The following is a 204-nucleotide window of genomic DNA, read 5'->3' as shown; positions in this document are numbered from 1 at the left end:
TCCGTCGTCGGCAGCGTCAGATGTGTATAAGAGACAGACCGCCTGGTGCGACCTCGGCGGCGGCGAGCCGCTGCCGGCGAGGGCGACGCGCGCGTGGTCGGGGTCGAGGTAGGGGATGCCGTACACCTGTCTCTTATACACATCTCCGAGCCCACGAGACGCGTAGCAATCCGGGGGCGGCGGCTTTTGCTTTGGGAGGGGGGG

At 67.6% G+C, this 204-nt stretch carries 1 protein-coding gene; it reads right to left on the bottom strand.

Going from position 1 to position 204, the window contains the following annotated elements; translation table 11 throughout:
- Positions 1-204: hypothetical protein (locus tag ACPYOM_RS24340; RefSeq protein WP_481347954.1), on the bottom strand; the 204-nt coding region annotated here is incomplete at both ends.

This window comes from Monashia sp. HAY1-2A, assembly GCF_056755315.1.
Note: the sequence above shows the minus strand (reverse complement) of the source record. Positions and strands in the feature narration are given on the sequence as shown.